The organism is Paraburkholderia sp. OAS925 (assembly GCF_040543975.1).
Taxonomy (GTDB): domain Bacteria; phylum Pseudomonadota; class Gammaproteobacteria; order Burkholderiales; family Burkholderiaceae; genus Paraburkholderia; species Paraburkholderia graminis.
This window is the reverse complement of record NZ_JBEUNO010000001.1, coordinates 3,348,318-3,366,689: the sequence shown is the minus strand read 5'-3', so window position 1 is coordinate 3,366,689 and position 18,372 is coordinate 3,348,318. Positions and strand designations below refer to the sequence as shown.

Sequence of the window (18,372 nt, the reverse complement as noted above, 5' to 3'; positions counted from 1 at the left end):
TTCTGGCGGGCGCGGGGCGATCGGTTATAATCCGGGCCCAGTCGTGTGCGGCGGTAGCTCAATTGGATAGAGCACAGGTCTTCTAAACCTGAGGTTGTGAGTTCGATCCTCGCCCGCCGCGCCATCGTCTGCATGAAGAATCCCATCTACCGACTATCCGGCGATGGGATTTTTTTTCGCCCGCGTTTTCGTCAACCCTTGCGCCAATAAAAAAGGGCAGCCGAAGCTGCCCGTCGAAAGCCGCACCGCGCAGGCCGGCTGTTGCTTACCGTTGTGGCTCGCTATCGCGTGTTCCGCATGTTTCGCGCGTTCACTTTCACTGCCTGATGTTCAGCGCGGCGGTCAGGTCGCCCATCGGCTTGCTGCCGTTGGCGACGAGAGCGGCGTCGCGGGCCGCGATGCCCGGCAGCGTCGGCAGCGAGAAGCGATGCGTGATGAAGCGCAGGATCGACGTCGTGTCGTATTGCGTGTGATCGACGAAACCCTTCTTCGCGAACGGCGAGATGATGAGCGCCGGAATGCGCGTGCCCGGACCCCAGCGGTCGGCCTTCGGCGGCGCGACGTGATCCCAGAAGCCGCCGTTTTCGTCGTAAGTCACGACGACCAGCATGTTGTTCCACTGCGGGCTTTTTTGCAGATGCGAGATGACATCGGCGATATGCTGGTCGCCCGACGCGACGTCGGTGTAGCCAGGGTGCTCGTTCAGGTTGCCCTGCGGCTTGTAGAACGTGACTTGCGGCAGCGTGCCGCTGTCGATCGCCTTGATGAACTCCGAGCCGCCGAGGCCGCCGTCGAGCAGATGCTGCGCGCGGTTTGCGCTGCCCGGCGCGAGATCGGCGAAGTAGTTGAACGGCTGGTGATGCGGCTGGAAGTTCGGCGCGGTCAGATTCGCGCCGTAAATCACATTCGACGTGCCGTTCTGCGCCGCCGACAACGCCGCGCCCCACGCGCCGCCGTACCACGCCCACGACACCTTCGCGTTGTTCAGCAGATCGCCGATGTGCTGCTGCGTCTGGGCCGGCAACGTCGTGGCCGCGCCTGGGTCGGCGAGATTCGCGTCGCCGCCCGAGGCCGCCTTGTTGCCGCTCGGCTGATACGGCGGCTGCATCGTGTTGATCGCGAAGAAGTCGGGCGTGAGGTTGCCCGACAGCACGAACTTCGGCGGGCCGTTGAGCGCCGAAGCCGGCGAGTTCGACGCGAGCTTGAGCGTCACGCCGTCGCTTTCGACTGCCGAAATCGAGCCGGCCGCCGGGCTCTTGTCCGCGTTCGGATAGACCGGCGTGCACGCGCACACGAGCCACTGGTGATTCAGGAACGAGCCGCCGAATGCGCCCATGAAGAAGTTGTCGGCCAGCGTGTATTGCTGGGCGATTTTCCACAGCGGTAGCTTGTCGGCGTCGAGCGTGTAGTGGCCCATCACCAGGCCGCCCGAATCGGCCCATGCGGCGAACTTGTCGTTCTTGCCGCCGTCAATCTGCATCTGGTTTTCATAGAAGCGGTGATACAGATCGCGCGTCGTCTTCGTGATCGGCGTGTTGAAACCGTTGGGGTCGTCGATCGCGAACGGACTGTTCGGCAAGTTGGCGGTCATCGCTTGCGTGACGACCGGCGTCACGCCCGTTTGCGTGAGACCGTTCCAGACTTGCGGCAGCGTCGCGAGTGTCGAGCCGTCGCGGTCCAACTGTTTGGCAGCGGTCGCGCTGACGTTCTGCAAACCGTTCGCGCCCGGGAAGTTGCCATACAGATTGTCGAAGCTGCGGTTTTCCGCGTAAATCACCACGACCGTCTTGATCGAAGCGATGTCGGGTTGCGTGACCTCGTTGCCGCCGCACGCATACAGGCTTAACGCTGCGGCGATCGCCAACGGCGTCGCGCAGATCAGTTTCTTGTTCATTTATCTGGATTCTCTCTCTCGCGTTGGGGACGGGCCTCGGGCATTCCTTAACCCGATGACCGCGCGCAAAAGTGTGGCAATGCAATTTGACAGAAAGATGTATTCATTACGGATCGCTTTGAATCGGCGATGGCCGTCGGCTGGATGTCATTTCGACGACATACGGATGAAATACCCTCGCGGACTTCGATAGCGCACATTCACATCATTCATATGCGGCTCGGTTTGTCGGGGATCAGGAAGACGGTAGGGCGCGTGACGGCGCGACGCGGCGTGCAAGCGGATGCCGATGCGGTCCACGCTGAGCGCGCGGTGGCGGTTGCTCGCGGGCTGGGGTCTGGATTGGCGTCGACGGTTGCATTGGCGGCCGTGGTGGTAAGCGCGGGGCTTGCAGGTTGCGATTCGGGCGCGAACGCGCAGTCGGGTTTGGCGTCGGCGTCGGCCGCCGCCTCCGCTGCGCAGCCGGTGAAAGTGGCCGCTCATGAAGCCGCGCCGGCCGGCGGCCAAACGCGCGCGCAAGTCTACGAATCGGTGCGCAAGATGAGCGCGCTTGGCAAGCAACTGTTCTTCGATCCGTCGCTATCGGGCTCGGGCAAGCTCGCGTGCGCGTCGTGCCACAGTCCCGACCACGCGTTCTCGCCTGCCAACGCGCTGTCCGTGCAACTGGGCGGCAGCGACATGCATCGCGTCGGCATGCGCGCGGTGCCGACGCTCAAGTACCTGCAATCGGTGCCCGCGTTCGCCGAGCACTATCACGAGTCCGACGACGAAGGCGACGAAAGCGTCGACGCGGGCCCGACCGGCGGACTGACGTGGGACGGCCGCGTGGATCGCGGCGGCGACCAGGCGCGAATTCCGCTGTTGTCGTCGTTTGAAATGGGCAGCTCGCCGGCGAAAGTCACCGCGGCGGTCAAGGCCGCGCCGTACGCCGGCGATTTCCGCGACGCGTTCGGCAAAGACGTTTTGGATAACGACGACGCGACCTTCAAGGCGGTGCTGCAAGCGCTCGAGACCTTCGAGCAGACGCCCGAGCTGTTCTATCCGTACAGCAGCAAGTACGACGCGTACCTGGCGGGTAAGGCGCAGCTCACGCAAGCCGAGCTGCACGGCCTGCAACTTTTCAACGACGAGAAGAAGGGCAACTGCGCGAGCTGCCACATCAGTCAGCGCACGATGGACGGCGCACCGCCGCAGTTCAGCGACTTCGGCCTGATCGCGATCGGCGTGCCGCGCAATCGCGCGCTGCCGGTGAATCGCGATTCGCGCTTTTACGATCTCGGCGCGTGCGGCCCGGAGCGTACCGATCTGAAGGGACGCTCGGAGTTCTGCGGCATCTTCCGCACGCCGACGTTGCGCAACGTCGCGTTGAAAAAGAGCTTCTTTCACAACGGCATCTATCACTCGCTCGAAGAAGTACTGCACTTCTATGCCGAGCGCGACACGAACCCGGAGAAGTTTTATCCGGTTGTCAAAGGCAAGGTGCAGAAGTTCGACGATTTGCCGCGGCGCTATTGGGCGAATCTGAACATGGAGCCGCCGTTCGATCGCAAGCCGGGCGACAAACCCGCGCTCGACGATGCGGAAATCAAGGACGTGGTGGCGTTTCTGAATACGCTCACCGATGGGTATAAAGCGGGGAATTAAAGCGACGGGGCTTGCGGGATGGAAGTGCTACTTGCGTGCGAGCGCGTGGCCCGCATGAATCGATTGGCGCCAGCAGCGCGCCGGTTTAGACGCGTGCGTCGGCGAGTATGACGTAGCAGGCCGACAGCAGCATCGCAAAAGAGACGAGCAGACACGCGATGCCGGCGCGCGTCACGAGGTTGGGCCAGCGCGGCCGGCGAAGTCCGTCGATGCGGACGATAGGGCGCGCGAGACCGGGGTCGCGGCGAATCGCGACGGGCACGAGCGCAAGGCAAAGCAGCGCGAGTGAGACAGCGAAGGTTTCGAGGGCAACGGAGAGTTCCATGATGGGGCGTTTGAAGTCGTTCAGCGTGAAGACGCAATACGGCCAATCATAGGAATGCAGGTTACGCGGCGATATGGGAGCTATCCTAAAAATGCCGACCTTTGCGTGCTTGCGGCCAACTGTCGCTGCCGACGGACGCATGGCGGCCTATGAGGCGACGCGACGCCAGGCTGTTGGAAACGGACATGCTATGCTTTTGGGGTCCAGATCAAGAGCCGCATAAGCTTCACAAGCCGTACAAGCTGCGCTCATGACCGCCCGAAACGTTTCCGAGGAGAACCCTTCATGTCGATGCGAACCCGTGCTTTCCGTCAACTGACCGCCGCCGGTCTGCTGCTTGGCGCGGCGATTGGCGCCCAGGCAGCGAATCTGGGCTTCCTGAACGACACGCCGATCAGCTACATGAAGCAGCGCGACGTCGACTCAGTGAGGCAGGCCGTCTTTACCACGCTCGATCAAAAGCAGGACGGTGAAACCACCACCTGGGTCAACGAAGGCACGCGCAACAGCGTGAAGATCGACGCGACCATTCAGGTCGTGAAGACGTCCAAGGAAGGCGCGCGCACCTGTCGCGACCTCGGCATCGTTCTGAACGCGAAGGGGCAGTCGATGAACCTGCACCCGCAATTCTGCAAACAGGGCAGCGGCACCTGGCAATTGCAGAAAAAGCATTGAGCATGCAGGCAGTGCTGATCGACCACACGCGCGGGCAAGCCGCAAGCCGGGCGCGGCGCGCGCGGCGATGAGTCCGCGGGTCGTCTCGTGCGGCATCGTCCTGCTCGATCCAGAGGGGCGCGTGCTGCTCGCGCACGCCACCGAAACATCGCACTGGGACATTCCCAAAGGTCACGGCGAGGAAGGCGAGGCGCCGCACATCACCGCGCTGCGTGAGATGGTCGAGGAGACGGGAATCGCCATTGAGCCCGAGCGTCTGAAAGACCTGGGCCTTTTTGTCTATCGGCGCGACAAGGATCTGCATCTGTTTGCGGCGCGCGCGACCGCGGACGAACTCGATCTGAGTTCATGCACCTGCACGTCGCTGTTTCCGCGCCGCTCGGACGGCACGCTGATTCCGGAGATGGACGCGTATCGCTGGACCGCACCCGACGAAGTGGACAAGTACGCGAGCCGCAGCCTCGCGCGGCTCTTTCACACAACGCTTTCGCTGACGGAGTTGCATCGGTCGCTGTAGCGGGCGCTGTAGCGGCGAGCGCCGACAGATGCAAAAAACAAAAGGCGTGCATCGGATGAAACCGATGCACGCCTTGATCGACCACCAGATGCGCGACTAGCGCGCTCTCAGGCCATAACACCTCAGGCCGGCTTGCCCCAACTATCGCGCAAGCTCACGATCCGGTTGAACACCGGCTTGCCCGGTTTCGAATCGACGCGGTCCGCGACGAAGTAGCCGTGCCGCTCGAACTGATAGCGCTGCTCCGGCAACGTACCGTGCGCGCCCGGCTCGAGGTACGCGTTGACCACGCGCTTCGAATCCGGGTTCAGCGCTTCGAGGAAATCGCGGCCGCCGGCGTCCGGCTGCGGCTCCTTGAACAGACGGTCGTAGATGCGCACTTCGGCCGGGCACGCGGCTGCCGCGCTGACCCAGTGAATGTTGCCCTTGACCTTATAGTTGTTCGCGCCTTCGGTGCCCGACTTGCTGTCGGGGAAGTAGTTGCAATGCACCGCGACGATGTTGCCGTTCTCGTCCTTCTCCGCGCTCGTGCACTCGATCACATAACCGTAGCGCAGACGCACCTTGTTGCCGGGGAACAGGCGGAAATAGCCCTTCGGCGGCGTCTCGGTGAAGTCGTCGCGCTCGATCCACAGCTCACGCGAAATCGGAAACTCGCGCACGCCTTGTTCCCGATGATGCGGATGCACCGGCGCGCTGCAGGGCTCGGTGAGGCCAACCGGGAAGTTGTCGATGATCAGCTTCAGCGGGTCGAGCACCGCCGCGATGCGCGGCGCCTTCTCGTCGAGATCGTCGCGCAGCGCGCCTTCGAACACGCTCATGTCGATCCACGAATCGACCTTCGTCACGCCGATGCGCTCGCAGAACAACTGGATCGACTCCGGCGTGAAGCCGCGCCGGCGCACGCCGACGATGGTCGGCAAGCGCGGGTCGTCCCAACCGTCGACGTGGCCTTCATTCACGAGTTGCAGCAGCTTGCGCTTGCTGGTGATCGCGTACGTGAGGTTCAGTCGCGAGAATTCGATTTGCTGCGGCAGCGGACGCGTGAAAATGCCGGCATCGGCGAGCTCGTTCAGAATCCAGTCGTACAACGGACGATGGTCTTCGAATTCGAGTGTGCACAGCGAATGCGTGATGTTTTCGAGCGCGTCCGAGATGCAGTGCGTGTAGTCGTACATCGGGTACACGCACCACGTATCGCCGGTGCGGTAATGATGCGCGAAGCGAATGCGGTACAGCACCGGGTCGCGCATGTTGAAGTTCGGCGACGACATGTCGATCTTCGCGCGCAGCACGTGCTCGCCTTCCTTGAACTCGCCCGCCTTCATGCGGCGGAACAGGTCGAGGTTTTCTTCCACCGAACGCTCGCGGAACGGCGACGGCGTGCCGACTTCGGTGGCCGAGCCGCGGTTCGCGCGCATTTCTTCCGCCGACTGGCTGTCCACATACGCCTTGCCGCGCTGGATCAGCAGCTCGGCGAATTCGTACAGCTTGTCGTAGTAGTCGCTCGCGTAGTACAGGTGTTCCTTGCCGTCTTTCTGCCACTCGAAGCCGAGCCAGCGCACGGCGTCGATGATCGACTCGACGTATTCGACGCTTTCCTTTTCCGGATTGGTGTCGTCAAAGCGCAGATGGCACACGCCGCCATAGCTGCGCGCGACGCCGAAGTTCAGGCAGATGCTCTTCGCGTGACCAATGTGCAGATAGCCGTTCGGCTCGGGCGGAAAGCGCGTTTCGACGCGCTGGCTCCACTTGCCGGTGCGGTTGTCGTCGTCAATGATGTTGCGGATGAAATTGGATGCCGCTGGCGCGTCGTTGCGTTCGGTATTCATGCGAGATGGTGAAAGTCTGTCGGGGGCGCGCGGTGCGCTCACTTATCCGACAATTCTACCTGACGAGGCTCGATGCGGCAGGCGAGTGCGGGCTGTGGCCGACGTTTGAGCGCGGTTCGTGTGCGGTTGTGGGGATTCTAGGGCGCGCGGGAAAGCGCTGAGGCCGGCGGGAATGCTGCGCTTTTTTGTTTTTTGCGCAGGTCTCGCGGGCGGGTGCGCGGCCGTCGGCTCGCTGACATGCGGCCGATCGTCGGAGGCGTGGTGGCCGCGGGCCTCGCGGCCCCGCGGCTTGACGGCTTGACGGCTTCGCGGCCTCACGGCCTCACGGCCTCACGGCTTCGCGGCCTCACGGCCTCACGGCTTCGCGGCCTCACGGCCTTACGGCTTCACGGCCACACGGCCTCACGGCCTCACGGCTTCGCGGCCTTACGGCCTCACGGCGCATGTGCCCCTCGCCGCCGCCGGCGCGCGCGAACCGCGCCGGCTATCGCCGGCTTGCACCGGCCGTTGCTGTTCGTGCAACATGGCGCCCTCAGTTCGTCCTCAATGCCGGAGTTTCTCGGATGCCAATGCCGACGCACGGCGCGCCTCGCGCGCCTTTCACCTTTTTCTGGCGGCGGGCCGCGGCCGCGGCGCTATTCGCCGCGCTCACCACGCTCACCACGCTCACCGCCGGCGTACTCGCGCCCGCTCCGGCGCTCGCAAAAACGCCACTGCCCAAAGCCGTCTTCGATGCATCCGCCGTTGCGACGCCGGACCGCTTCAGCGCCGACGCCGCGCAGCAGATCTTTGCCGCGGGCGGCAACGCGGTCGATGCCGCGGTAGCCATCGCCTTCACGCTGGCCGTCACGCGCCCCGACGCGGGCAATCTCGGCGGCGGCGGGTTTATGACGCTCTTCGTCGACGGCAAGCCGTATTTCCTCGATTACCGCGAGCGCGCGCCGCAACAGGCGACCCGCGACATGTATCTCGACGACAAGGGCAACGTGGTGCCGGGCATGAGCGTCGTCGGGCATCGCGCGGTCGCGGTGCCGGGAACGGTCGACGGCATGTGGCAGGCGCAGCAGCGTTTCGGCAAGCTCAAGTGGAAGCAGGTGCTCGCGCCCGCAATCCGTTATGCCACCGACGGCTTTCAGGTCGACCCCTGGCTTCAGCAGCGGCGCGACGCCACGGCGAAAAATTTTGCCGGCAAGACCAATTTCGATGCCTACTTCTCGAGTCTGAAGGCCGGCGCCACGTATCGACAGCCCGAACTCGCGCAAACGCTCGCGCGCATTGCGAGCGACGGCGGCCGCGAGTTCTACGAAGGGCGCACCGCCGATCTGCTCGCGCAGCAGATGTACGGCCACGGTCTCGTCACCCGCGCCGATCTGCTTCAATACAAGGCCCTCTGGCGCCAGCCGCTCGCCGCGAACTGGAACGGCTATCAGGTGCTCACTGCGCCGCCGCCGGGTTCGGGCGGCGTCGGATTGATACAGATGCTCAAGATGAAGGCCAATGTGAAGCAGGCTTTCGACGGCCTCGAAGTGAATTCCGCGCCGTACATTCATCTGATCGCGCAAATCGAGGACCGCGTGTTCGCCGACCGGCAGCAATACCTGGGCGACCCCGACTCGTACAAGCTGCCGGTCGACAAGCTGCTCGACGACGCCTACCTCGCCCAACGCGCCGACGAAGTCAAAGCCGACGAGGTGCCGGGCGCGACGCCCGTCAAGCCGGGCCTTGGCGAAGCGCCGCCGGAAAAGGCGCAGACGACGCACTTCTCGGTCGTCGACAAATGGGGCAACGCGGTGTCGAACACGACGACGCTCGACGGCGAATTCGGCTCCGGCGTGGTGGTCGACGGCGCCGGCTTCCTGTTGAACGACGCGATGGACGACTTCGTGACGAAGCCCGGCACGGCGGGCCAGTCCGGCGCCGAACTCAACACGATATCGCCGGGCCGGCGCCCGCTTTCGTCGATGACACCGACCATCGTCCTCAAGGACAACAAAGTGTCGCTCGTGATCGGCACGCCTGGCGGCTCGCGCATTCCGACCTCGATTTTTCAGGTGATGACCGATCTGTACGACTTCAACATGACGCCCGCCGACGCGCTCGCGGCGATGCGCTTTCATCACCAGTTGCTGCCGCAAAAGACGATCTACTTCGAGCCCTACCGGCCGATTACCGGCGAACTGGCCGAGCAGTTGCAAGCGATGGGCTACGCGCTCGAAGCACAATCGTTCAACGGCGACGTGCAGATGATCCGCATCGACGGCACCATGCCCGAGCCGGCCGCCGATCCGCGCGGTATAGGAGTGGGGCGCGTGATACGTTAAATGCCACGGTAAGCGCGACGTTAAGCGCGACGTTAAGCGCGCTCGGCCGCATTCACGATTGCATCGCCAAAAACAACACGACGGGGAACACCATGAACGCACGAAAACTCAACGCACTCATCCTGCCCGGCTACCAGAACTCCGGTGCCGGGCATTGGCAGACTCGCTGGGAGGCGCTCGATCCGGCATTCACTCGCGTGCAGATGCCGGACTGGGATCATCCCGTGCGCGACGCGTGGTGCCGCGCGCTCGACGTCGCGGTTGCAGCCGTCCCCGCCGCGGATGCGCCGATCGTCTTCGCGGCCCACAGCCTCGGCTGCCTGACAGTCGCGTTCTGGGCGTCGCAGTACGCGAGCGCCGCGCAGCTTGCCAAGGTCGCCGGCGCGCTGCTGGTCGCCGTGCCCGATCCGGTCGAGGCCCACTTTCCGCAGGACGCCGTCGGCTTTGCGCCGGTACCGCTCGAGCGCCTGCCGTTCGCGAGCATCGTCGTCGCGAGCACGGACGACCCGTACGGCGGCGTGCCGTTCTCGCAAGCCTGCGCGAAAGCGTGGGGCAGCCGCTGGATCGACGTCGGCCCGCGCGGGCACATCAATGCCGACAGCGGACTCGGTGACTGGCAGGACGCGCGCGACTGGCTGGCGTCGCTCGGCAAGTGAGCATGAAAGCGCATGGCCGCCATAAGCGTGAACGCGAGGCAGCCGCGCTAGATGCGTCGTGACATTGGTCCGCGCGGCTCTCCGTAGCACGCGCGCCGAACCGTCGACACGACGCTCGCCGCAATCGCGACTACATCGCTCTATCGCGCCCGCCCGTCGACGGCATGCTTCAAATCACCGCCTGATTCCGCAACGCCGCGATCCGCGCATCGTCGTAACCGAGCACCTCGCGCAGCACGCTCTCCGTGTGTTCGCCGAGCGTCGGCGGGTGAGTGAGCGCCTGCGGCGGCGTGCCCGTCATGTTGATCGGATTGCGCACCAGCTTGACGGTGCCGCCCGACGGATGCGGCAAGTCGACCTGCATGCCGCGCGCCACCACCTGCTCGTTCTCGAACACTTCGGCGAGATCGTTGATCGGACCGCACGGCACGCCCGCGGCCTCCAGCGCCGCGATCCATTGCTGCTTGCCCTGCAGGCCGACCATCTCCGCGAGAATCGGCACGAGCACGTCGCGGTTGCGCACGCGCGCGGGGTTGGTCGCGAAACGCTCGTCATCGGCAAGATCGGGACGCCGGCCCACTTCGACGAACTTGCGGAACTGCCCGTCGTTGCCCACCGCGACGATGATCCAGCCATCGCTCGTCTGGAAGGTCTGGTACGGCACGATGTTGGGATGCGCATTGCCCCAGCGCACCGGCGGCTGACCGCTCGCGAGGTAGTTCGAATTCATGTTGGCGAGCATCGCGACCTGAACGTCGAGCAACGCCATGTCGATATATTGGCCTTCGCCCGTGCGGTCGCGGTGCGTGAGCGCGGTGAGCACCGCGATGGTCGAATACATGCCGGTCATCAGGTCGGCAATCGCCACGCCCGCCTTTTGCGGGCCGCCGCCTGGCTGACCGTCGCGCTCGCCGGTAATGCTCATGAATCCGCCGATGCCTTGCACGATGAAGTCGTAGCCCGCGCGCTGCGCATACGGTCCAGTTTGCCCGAAACCCGTCACCGAACAGTAGATGAGATCGGGCTTCACTTCTTTTAGCGACGCGTAATCGAGGCCGTATTTTTTCAACTGCCCGACCTTGTAGTTCTCGAGCACCACGTCGCTTTGCGCGGCCAGCTCGCGAATGATCCGCTGGCCTTCGGGCGATGCGATGTCGACGGTAACCGAGCGCTTGTTGCGGTTCGCCGCGAGGTAGTACGCGGCCTCGTGTGTGTCCGCGCCGTCGGGCGTCTTCAGGTACGGCGGCCCCCAGTGGCGCGTGTCGTCGCCCACTTCCGGCCGTTCGATCTTGATCACGTCGGCGCCGAAATCGGCAAGCGTCTGCGCGCACCAGGGACCGGCGAGCACGCGGGTGAGATCCAGCACGCGGATATGACTGAGAGCGCCCATGTTTGTCGATGTCTCCAATCCAGGTGGGCGGCGCGCGAGGCACCGCGGATGTGGGCAATCTTAAGCGATTGACGCGGGCCGGCGCAGTCGGCCGAACGTCATAAGACGCATGAGACGCATCAGACGCATGCCGATGTCTCACACTGCCCGGTCAAACCTGGCCGAATGGCTAACGGGCCCGCGGCGCTGCCGCGCAAGGGCGCCGATCCCGTATAATCAGTCGTTTAAGAAACAAACAGTTGGCGCATCTCACGATGCCGCCGGTAGAAGTCTGGAATAGTCAGGACCGTCCCCCGCACGCCATGAAAGCCGCCGAAATCCGCGAGAAATTCCTCAAGTTCTTCGAATCGAAGGGCCATACGATCGTTCGCTCGTCGAGCCTTGTGCCCGGCAACGACCCGACACTGCTCTTCACCAATTCGGGAATGGTGCAGTTCAAAGATGTGTTCCTCGGCGCGGAATCGCGTCCGTATTCGCGCGCCACGACCGCGCAGCGCAGCGTGCGCGCAGGCGGCAAGCACAACGACCTCGAAAACGTCGGCTACACCGCGCGTCACCACACGTTCTTCGAAATGCTGGGCAATTTCTCGTTCGGCGACTACTTCAAGCGCGACGCAATCCACTATGCGTGGGAGTTGCTGACGGGTGTCTACCAGTTGCCCAAAGACAAGCTGTGGGTCACCGTCTATCACGAAGACGACGAAGCGCACGACATCTGGGCGAAAGAAGTGGGCGTGCCGGTCGAGCGCATCATCCGTATCGGCGACAACAAGGGCGCACGTTACGCGTCGGACAATTTCTGGCAAATGGCCGACACCGGCCCGTGCGGTCCGTGCTCGGAAATTTTCTACGACCACGGCCCGGACGTGTGGGGCGGCCCGCCGGGATCGCCGGACGAAGACGGCGACCGTTACATCGAGATCTGGAATCTCGTGTTCATGCAGTTCAACCGTGACGCGCAAGGCAACATGACGCCGCTGCCCAAGCAGTGCGTCGACACCGGCATGGGCCTCGAGCGGATTGCCGCTGTCTTGCAGCACGTGCACAGCAATTACGAAATCGATCTGTTCCAGGCGCTCATCAAGGCTGCGGCGCGCGAAACCGGCGTGAGCGATCTGACGAATAACTCGCTGAAGGTGATCGCCGATCACATCCGCGCGTGCTCGTTCCTGATCGTCGACGGCGTGATTCCCGGCAACGAAGGCCGCGGCTACGTGCTGCGCCGTATCGTGCGCCGCGCGATCCGTCACGGCTACAAGCTCGGCAAGAAGGGTTCGTTCTTTCATCGCATGGTGGCCGACCTCGTCGCGCAAATGGGCGGCGCTTACCCCGAACTGAAGGACGCGGAACAACGCGTGACCGACGTGCTGCGTCAGGAAGAAGAGCGCTTCTTCGAGACCATCGAGCATGGCATGTCGATTCTCGACAACGCGCTCGCCGAGCTGGACAGGAAGGGCGGCAAGACGCTCGACGGCGAACTGGCGTTCAAGCTGCACGACACGTACGGCTTCCCGCTCGACCTCACGGCGGACGTGTGCCGCGAGCGCGAAGTGACGGTGGACGAAGCAGCGTTCGACGAAGCCATGGCGCGTCAGCGCGAACAGGCGCGTGCGGCCGGCAAGTTCAAGATGGCGCAGGGCCTCGAATACTCGGGCGCGAAGACCACGTTCCACGGCTACGAGGAAATCGTTTTCGACGACGCGAAGGTCGTGGCGCTGTATGTGGACGGCGCGTCGGTGCAGCAGGTCACGCACGGCCAGCAGGCCGTCGTCGTGCTCGACCACACGCCGTTCTACGCGGAATCGGGCGGCCAGGTCGGCGACCAGGGCTTGCTCGCCAACGCAAGCGTGCGCTTCGCCGTCGCGGACACGTTGAAGGTCCAGGCCGACGTGGTCGGTCATCACGGCACGCTCGAACAGGGCACGCTGAAGGTCGGCGACGTGGTGAAGGCCGAGATCGACGCAGTGCGCCGCGCGCGCACGGCACGCAATCACTCGGCCACGCACCTGATGCACAAGGCGCTGCGCGAAGTGCTCGGTTCGCATGTGCAGCAGAAGGGCTCGCTCGTCGATCCGGACAAGACGCGCTTCGACTTCGCGCACAACGCGCCCATGACGGACGAACAGATCCGCCGCGTCGAGCAAATCGTCAACGCCGAGGTGCTGGCGAACGCGCCGGGCATCGTGCGCGTCATGCCGTTCGACGAAGCGGTGAAGGGCGGCGCGATGGCGCTGTTCGGCGAAAAATACGGCGACGAAGTGCGCGTGCTCGATCTCGGCTTCTCGCGCGAATTGTGCGGCGGCACGCACGTGCATCGCACGGGCGACATCGGTCTTTTCAAGATCGTGATGGAAGGCGGTGTGGCCGCGGGTATTCGTCGCGTGGAAGCGATTACCGGCGATAACGCCGTGCGCTTCGTGCAGGACCTCGACGCGCGCATCAACGCCGCGGCTGCGGTGCTGAAGGCTCAGCCGTCCGAACTGACGCAGCGCATCACGCAGGTGCAGGATCAGGTGAAGCAGCTCGAGAAAGAACTGAGCGCGCTCAAGTCGAAGATGGCGTCGAGCCAGGGCGACGAACTGGCCGGTCAGGCAATCGACGTCGGCGGCGTGCAGGTTCTCGCGGCAACGCTGGAAGGCGCGGACGTGAAGACGCTGCGCGAAACGGTGGACAAGCTCAAGGACAAGCTGAAGAGCGCGGCGATCGTGCTGGCTTCCGTCGAAGGCGGCAAGGTCAGTCTGATTGCCGGCGTGACGGCGGACGCGAGCAAGAAGGTCAAGGCCGGTGAACTGGTCAATTTTGTCGCGCAGCAGGTTGGCGGCAAGGGTGGCGGCCGGCCGGATATGGCTCAGGCCGGTGGCACAGAGCCGGCCAATCTGCCGGCAGCGCTGGCTGGCGTGAAGGGCTGGGTCGAAGCGCAGCTTTGATTCTGATTCGCTGGTGAGCTGCGGTTGGCTGTTTTAAGGCCGGCTGTAGAGTTCAGAAAGAGGGCCACGTAGCGCGCCGGATTGTCGGCGTGGTGCGTGGCCCGATTTTTTGCACGAGCGGCTTTGCGCAAGCGGTTGCTTGCCGGTTCGGAGCCGGTTGTGAACGCCTCACTTCGGCGTGAACCGCAATCGCTCACTGAAACAGCCGCAAACCACGCAGCGCTTCAGCGCAAAATTACGCGACGTCCGCGCCCACGTCAGCCTGAACGCGTGCATGCGCTTCGGCATCGCCAGCCACATCCGCCACATCGACGCCCCCGGCTTCCCCCAAACCCCGCACATTCTCCTGCCCCAACAGCGTCTGCTTCAACGCATTGAGCGCCGACGAAAAATGCCCGCGTCGCCAGACGAGCAGCGTTTCGATCGCGCCGATGTCCGGCAAGTCATGCACGGCGATATTGCTCGCGTCGGCGGCCAAGCCGAGCACCGACCGCGGCGCCACCGCAACGCCCGCGCCCGCCGCGACGCAAGCCACGATCGCGTGATACGAGCCGAGTTCCAGCACACGCGCCGGCCTCACGCCGTGCTCCAGATACCAGTTCTCGATGTAGGTCCGATACGCGCAGCCGCGCTCGAATGCAACCAGTGTCGACAGCGCGATGTCGCGCACTTCGCGGATCGGCCGATGCCCGCGCGGCGTCAGCATCACGAGTTCCTCCTTGAACACCGGCACCGTCTCGAATACATCGCCGAGGACCGCCGGGTCGAACGGCGTAGCCACCAGAGCGGCGTCGACGTCGAATTCGCGCACGCGCTCGATCAGCTTGCCGGTCGTGCCCGTCTCCAGTTCGAGCGCGACATCCGGCCATTGCTGGTGATACTGCGCGAGCAGGCCCGGAAGACGTGTGGCCGCGACGCTCTCCATCGTGCCCAGACGCAGGCGTCCGCGGGGACGGTCGGCGCGCACGGCATGGCGCGCTTCGTCGGCGAGAGCGAGCAGGCGTTCGGCGTAGGGCAGCAGCGTTTCACCGGCGGGCGTCAGCACAAGACGCCGCCCGTCGCGGATAAAGAGTTCCGCGCCGAGTTGCTCTTCGAGCTGCTTGATGCGTGTGGTGACGTTCGATTGCACGCGGTTGAGCTTCGCGGCGGCGCGCGTCACGCCGTTCTCGCGTACGACGGCCCGAAAAATCGTCAAGGCGGCCAGGTCCACGATTCTCTCCTAGCGATGGATGGTATCCAAATTATTCATTTTTCATGATTGGATCGTCAAGCTAATATGAGACTACCGGTGCGACTCACCGGGCCCGCGATCCCGACGCGGTTTCCACCGCTCCCTCGCCTTTCGAATGGCCGCCCATGAACGATCTCGCTTCCGACGCCCACCGCCTTCCCACCGAATCTCACGCGGCCCGGCGTGCGGCGCTTGCGTGCATGGTGACGCTCGCCGTCGCGCTCGGCGTCGGGCGGTTCGCCTTCACGCCGCTTTTGCCGCTGATGCTGCACGGCGGCGCGTTCGGTCAGCCGCCAATCGACATCGAGCACGGCGGCTGGCTCGCGTCGTTCAACTACGCGGGCTACTTTGTCGGCGCGCTCACGTGCGCGGCGTTGCGCGTGGAACCTGCACGGGTGGTGCGCGCGGGGCTCGCACTGACCGTGCTGTTGACGCTCGCGATGGGCGTCACGAGCCAGTTCTGGGTGTGGGCGGTGGTGCGCTTCGTCGCGGGCGCGGTCAGCGCGTGGACTTTCGTTTTCGCGTCGCAGTGGGGCTTGCGGCGGCTCGCCGAGCTCCGTCAACCTGCGTGGAGCGGCGTGATTTATACGGGGCCGGGCGTCGGCATCGTCGGAACGGGGCTGCTGGTGAGCGCGGCGGGCGGTTATGGCGCGACGGCGGGCTGGATCGGCTTCGGCCTGATTTCGGCGGTGCTGGCGGCAGCCGTGTGGCCGGCGTTTGGCAATGCCGCTGCGTCTGATCGCAAGGCGGCAGGGCGCGCGTCGGCGTTGTCTGCGACAGAACGGAGAGCCAGCGACGTGGCCGCCGCGACGTCGGACGAAACCGGCGCAAGCCGTGCGGGCGCCGCCACAACGCGACATCCAACCGTCAACAGCGCGCCTGCCACGCATCGTGCGGACGCCTTCTGGCTGGTCGTCTTGTACGGCGTGCCGGGCTTCGGCTACATCATCACCGCGACGTTCCTGCCGGTCATCGCGCGCCACGCGTTGCCCGGCTCGCCGTGGCCCGACCTGTTCTGGCCGATGTTCGGCGCGGCGCTGATGGTCGGCGCATTGCTGGCGGCGCGCCTGCCGTTGCATCTGGATAACCGAGTGCTGCTGGCGGGCAGCTACGTGCTGCAAGCCGCGGGTATCGCGCTTGGGATCGTCTGGCCGACGGCGGGCGGTTTCTCGCTCGGCAGCATTTTGATCGGCGTGCCGTTCACCGCGATCACCCTGTTCGCGATGCGCGAGGCGCGGCGTCTGCGCGGCGACGATGCAGCCGGCCTGATGGGCTACGCGACAGCCGCTTATGGCCTCGGTCAGATCGTCGGCCCGCTGGTCGCCGCGCCGATCGCCGCGCACACCGGCTCGTTTTCGCTCGCGTTGTGGCTCGCGGCCGGCGCGTTGCTGGTGGGCGCTGCGGGCCTTGTCGTCGTCGCGCGGATGCCGCGTGGGCGAGGGCGGATGCCGGACTGCGGCTGCGGTTGAGCGCGCGCGGCCACGGCGGCGATGCCGCCCAGGAACAAGGCGGAATTGTCCGTCTGCAGGCTTTTGCTGCTGCGGCTTGGGTTTGGCGGCCATGTCGGCTACGGTTGATGAACAAAAGGAGCGACACGCCAACTGCTATCGGCCAAGCCGAACGGCGAGGAGCCCTAGCGCTTTGCGCCCAGTCGCCCCGCCTCAGCCCCGCTGCCACTTCAGCGAAGCAAAGCGATACAACAAACGGCCGCCGGGCGCACTAAAATGAGCGCTTTCCGTCATCCCCGCGCGCCTGTCGCCGGCCGCGCCGCCCAGCATGCAACATTTCGCGTCCGACAACTACGCCGGCATCTGCCCCGAGGCGCTCGACGCGCTGATCGCCGCCAACAACAGCGGCCACGAACCGGCCTACGGCGACGACTCCTGGACCAGCCAGGTCTGCGACCGTCTGCGTGACCTGTTTCAGACCGACTGCGAGGTGTTCTTCGTGTTCAACGGCACGGCGGCCAACTCGCTCGCGCTGGCGTCGCTGTGCCAGTCGTACCACTCGGTGATCTGCCATGAACTCGCGCACATCGAAACCGACGAATGCGGCGGCCCCGAATTCTTCTCCGGCGGCTCGAAGCTGCTGACGGCGCCGGGCGTTGGCGGCAAGCTCACGCCGGACGCCATCGAGGCCGTGGTCACGCGCCGCGCCGACATCCATTATCCGAAGCCCAAGGTCGTCACGCTGACGCAGTCGACGGAAGTCGGCACCGTGTACAGCGTCGACGAAGTGCGCGCGATCGCGGAGGTCGCGAGGCGGCATCGTCTGAAAGTGCATATGGACGGCGCGCGCTTTGCGAATGCGGTCGCCGCGCTGAACGTGCATCCTTCGGAAATCACATGGCGCGCGGGCGTCGACGTGCTGTGTTTCGGCGGCACCAAGAACGGCTTGCCGGTAGGCGAGGCGGTGGTGTTCTTCGACAGAACGCTCGCCGACGACTTCGCTTACCGCCTGAAGCAGGCAGGGCAGCTTGCGTCGAAGATGCGCTTCATTTCCGCACCTTGGCTCGGTCTGCTCGATAACGACGTGTGGCTGCGCAACGCGCGTCATGCGAACGCGATGGCCGAGCTGCTGCAAACGCGCTTGCAGGACATTCCCGGCGTGAGCATCATGTTTCCGCGCGAGTCGAACGCGGTGTTCGCGCAGTTGCCCGCACGAGCCGCGAAGGCCATGCGCGAACGCGGCTGGAAGTTCTACGAGTTCATCGGCGCGGGCGGCTGCCGGCTGATGTGCGCGTGGGACACGCAGCCGGAAACGGTCGAGCGCTTCGTAGCGGAAGTGCGCGAGCTATGCGCGGCGTAAGATGGCGTGCGTCGCGCAAGGCGCGGAGGGCGCTGGAGGTGGGCGAAGTGGGCGCGGCGGCGAGCGACGCAGGCCATGCAAGCCACGCGAGCGATGCAAGGCACGTGAGCGATGCAAGGTGCGCGAGCGATGCAAGGTGCGCGAGCTATGCA

General features: G+C 64.8%; 13 protein-coding genes and 1 tRNA gene. 9 read left to right on the top strand and 5 right to left on the bottom strand.

Annotated features, from left to right (window positions below; genetic code table 11):
* Positions 1 to 47 precede the first annotated feature (47 nt).
* Positions 48 to 124 (top strand) — tRNA-Arg (locus tag ABIE53_RS14615).
* Positions 125 to 316: 192 nt separating this feature from the next.
* Here ABIE53_RS14615 and ABIE53_RS14610 read toward each other — a convergent pair.
* Complete coding sequence (locus tag ABIE53_RS14610) at positions 317 to 1,894, bottom strand: acid phosphatase (RefSeq protein ID WP_192698837.1); 1,578 nt, start codon at positions 1,892 to 1,894, stop codon at positions 317 to 319.
* Positions 1,895 to 2,107: 213 nt separating this feature from the next.
* On the opposite strand from ABIE53_RS14610, the gene ABIE53_RS14605 reads away from it, so the two are divergent.
* A complete protein-coding gene (locus ABIE53_RS14605) occupies positions 2,108 to 3,538 on the top strand; it encodes a cytochrome-c peroxidase (protein ID WP_192698904.1) in 1,431 nt (476 codons plus the stop codon).
* Between the two features lie 85 nt (positions 3,539 to 3,623).
* Here the strand turns inward: ABIE53_RS14605 and ABIE53_RS14600 are convergent, their stop codons facing one another.
* Entirely contained in the window at positions 3,624 to 3,863 is a 240-nt protein-coding gene (locus tag ABIE53_RS14600) for a hypothetical protein (protein WP_053858528.1), read from the bottom strand.
* 285 nt (positions 3,864 to 4,148) lie between these two features.
* Between ABIE53_RS14600 and ABIE53_RS14595 the strand changes: the two genes are divergently transcribed.
* Together ABIE53_RS14595 and ABIE53_RS14590 are read left to right on the top strand one after the other, a co-directional pair.
* Positions 4,149 to 4,538 carry a hypothetical protein gene (locus tag ABIE53_RS14595; RefSeq protein WP_006052010.1) on the top strand — a complete coding sequence of 130 codons (390 nt, stop codon included), beginning with the start codon at positions 4,149 to 4,151 and terminating at the stop codon, positions 4,536 to 4,538.
* Positions 4,539 to 4,605: 67 nt separating this feature from the next.
* Positions 4,606 to 5,055: an NUDIX hydrolase gene (locus ABIE53_RS14590; RefSeq protein ID WP_029967715.1), complete on the top strand. Its 450-nt coding sequence runs from the start codon at positions 4,606 to 4,608 to the stop codon at positions 5,053 to 5,055.
* Positions 5,056 to 5,177: 122 nt separating this feature from the next.
* Here ABIE53_RS14590 and ABIE53_RS14585 read toward each other — a convergent pair whose 3' ends face one another.
* Entirely contained in the window at positions 5,178 to 6,887 is a 1,710-nt protein-coding gene (locus tag ABIE53_RS14585; protein WP_192698838.1) for a glutamine--tRNA ligase/YqeY domain fusion protein, read from the bottom strand.
* A 563-nt stretch (positions 6,888 to 7,450) separates the two neighbouring features.
* On the opposite strand from ABIE53_RS14585, the gene ggt reads away from it, so the two are divergent.
* Complete coding sequence (ggt, locus tag ABIE53_RS14580; protein ID WP_114156318.1) at positions 7,451 to 9,208, top strand: gamma-glutamyltransferase; 1,758 nt, start codon at positions 7,451 to 7,453, stop codon at positions 9,206 to 9,208.
* Between the two features lie 92 nt (positions 9,209 to 9,300).
* A complete protein-coding gene (locus ABIE53_RS14575; protein WP_114156317.1) occupies positions 9,301 to 9,864 on the top strand; it encodes an RBBP9/YdeN family alpha/beta hydrolase in 564 nt (187 codons plus the stop codon).
* A gap of 169 nt (positions 9,865 to 10,033) precedes the next feature.
* Here ABIE53_RS14575 and ABIE53_RS14570 read toward each other — a convergent pair whose 3' ends face one another.
* Positions 10,034 to 11,254: a CaiB/BaiF CoA transferase family protein gene (locus ABIE53_RS14570; protein WP_114156316.1), complete on the bottom strand. Its 1,221-nt coding sequence runs from the start codon at positions 11,252 to 11,254 to the stop codon at positions 10,034 to 10,036.
* Positions 11,255 to 11,556: 302 nt separating this feature from the next.
* On the opposite strand from ABIE53_RS14570, the gene alaS reads away from it, so the two are divergent.
* Positions 11,557 to 14,181 (top strand): alanine--tRNA ligase, encoded by a 2,625-nt coding sequence (gene alaS / locus ABIE53_RS14565; protein WP_114156315.1) that lies wholly within the window; start codon positions 11,557 to 11,559, stop codon positions 14,179 to 14,181.
* Between the two features lie 235 nt (positions 14,182 to 14,416).
* Here alaS and ABIE53_RS14560 read toward each other — a convergent pair whose 3' ends face one another.
* Complete coding sequence (locus ABIE53_RS14560; protein ID WP_006052019.1) at positions 14,417 to 15,391, bottom strand: LysR family transcriptional regulator; 975 nt, start codon at positions 15,389 to 15,391, stop codon at positions 14,417 to 14,419.
* 146 nt (positions 15,392 to 15,537) lie between these two features.
* Here ABIE53_RS14560 and ABIE53_RS14555 point away from each other — a divergent pair, with 146 nt between their 5' ends.
* Together ABIE53_RS14555 and ABIE53_RS14550 are read left to right on the top strand one after the other, a co-directional pair.
* Entirely contained in the window at positions 15,538 to 16,881 is a 1,344-nt protein-coding gene (locus ABIE53_RS14555; RefSeq protein WP_114156314.1) for a YbfB/YjiJ family MFS transporter, read from the top strand.
* A gap of 307 nt (positions 16,882 to 17,188) precedes the next feature.
* Positions 17,189 to 18,220 (top strand): threonine aldolase family protein, encoded by a 1,032-nt coding sequence (locus tag ABIE53_RS14550; RefSeq protein ID WP_006052021.1) that lies wholly within the window; start codon positions 17,189 to 17,191, stop codon positions 18,218 to 18,220.
* Positions 18,221 to 18,372: the final 152 nt, after the last annotated feature.

What these genes read in the sequence shown, in the direction of transcription:
- ABIE53_RS14610 (WP_192698837.1), bottom strand. Translation starts at nt 1,894, where the DNA reads ATGAACAAGAAACTGATCTGCGCGACGCCGTTGGCGATCGCCGCAGCG.
- ABIE53_RS14605 (WP_192698904.1), top strand. Translation starts at nt 2,108, where the DNA reads ATGCGGCTCGGTTTGTCGGGGATCAGGAAGACGGTAGGGCGCGTGACG.
- ABIE53_RS14555 (WP_114156314.1), top strand. Translation starts at nt 15,538, where the DNA reads ATGAACGATCTCGCTTCCGACGCCCACCGCCTTCCCACCGAATCTCAC.
- ABIE53_RS14575 (WP_114156317.1), top strand. Translation starts at nt 9,301, where the DNA reads ATGAACGCACGAAAACTCAACGCACTCATCCTGCCCGGCTACCAGAAC.
- ABIE53_RS14570 (WP_114156316.1), bottom strand. Translation starts at nt 11,254, where the DNA reads ATGGGCGCTCTCAGTCATATCCGCGTGCTGGATCTCACCCGCGTGCTC.
- ABIE53_RS14590 (WP_029967715.1), top strand. Translation starts at nt 4,606, where the DNA reads ATGAGTCCGCGGGTCGTCTCGTGCGGCATCGTCCTGCTCGATCCAGAG.
- ABIE53_RS14550 (WP_006052021.1), top strand. Translation starts at nt 17,189, where the DNA reads ATGCAACATTTCGCGTCCGACAACTACGCCGGCATCTGCCCCGAGGCG.
- ABIE53_RS14600 (WP_053858528.1), bottom strand. Translation starts at nt 3,863, where the DNA reads ATGGAACTCTCCGTTGCCCTCGAAACCTTCGCTGTCTCACTCGCGCTG.
- ggt (WP_114156318.1), top strand. Translation starts at nt 7,451, where the DNA reads ATGCCAATGCCGACGCACGGCGCGCCTCGCGCGCCTTTCACCTTTTTC.
- ABIE53_RS14595 (WP_006052010.1), top strand. Translation starts at nt 4,149, where the DNA reads ATGTCGATGCGAACCCGTGCTTTCCGTCAACTGACCGCCGCCGGTCTG.
- ABIE53_RS14585 (WP_192698838.1), bottom strand. Translation starts at nt 6,887, where the DNA reads ATGAATACCGAACGCAACGACGCGCCAGCGGCATCCAATTTCATCCGC.
- alaS (WP_114156315.1), top strand. Translation starts at nt 11,557, where the DNA reads ATGAAAGCCGCCGAAATCCGCGAGAAATTCCTCAAGTTCTTCGAATCG.